Below are 506 nucleotides of genomic sequence, written 5' to 3'. Positions count from 1 at the left end.
CGTCGAGCCGGTGGAGCGGATGGTCGAGCGCCGGCGGCGGCTGCCCGACGTCCTCGACGCCCGTGAGGCGCTGGAGACCAAGCTCGCCGAACTGGCCGCCGAGCGGCGCACGGAGGAGGACCTCACGGCGATGCGGGACGCGCTCGCGCACATGGCGGGCGAGATCGAGCGGGACGGGCACGGCGTGGAGGGCGACCGGCTGTTCCACGCGGCGGTCACGGCCGCCGNNGTCCATCGCCGACCAGATCGCGGAGAGCCGCACGGAGTCGCTGCGCCAGCCGGGCCGCCCCGACCGTTCCCTCGCCCAGCACCGGGCGATCCTCGACGCCATCGCCGCCGGGGAGCCCCGGCAGGCGGCCACCGCGATGCGCCGCCACGTACGTACGGTCGCGAAGGTCCGCCTCCTCGACTGGGACCCGGGGGACTCGCCCTCCTAGACCGCGTCCGACACCGGCCCGCATCCTCTCCTCCCGGCCGCCGCTCCCCCCTTACTCAGCCCCCTTGGC

At 76.2% G+C, this 506-nt stretch carries 1 protein-coding gene and 1 pseudogene; both read left to right on the top strand.

The annotated features are described in order from the left end of the window. Positions 1–227, top strand: a pseudogene (locus AOK15_RS47670) (FCD domain-containing protein); the annotation flags it as partial. A 2-nt stretch (positions 228–229) separates the two neighbouring features. Continuing rightward, positions 230–437, top strand: a 208-nt coding sequence (locus AOK15_RS47665) for an FCD domain-containing protein (RefSeq protein ID WP_240508712.1), incomplete at its 5' end; no start/stop codon positions are given. Positions 438–506: the final 69 nt, after the last annotated feature.

The sequence above is a fragment of the Streptomyces ossamyceticus genome, assembly GCF_001418475.1.
In the GTDB taxonomy this organism is placed as follows: domain Bacteria; phylum Actinomycetota; class Actinomycetes; order Streptomycetales; family Streptomycetaceae; genus Streptomyces; species Streptomyces ossamyceticus.
The sequence above is the reverse complement of the archived record's forward strand: the minus strand, read 5'-3'. Positions and strand labels throughout refer to the sequence as shown.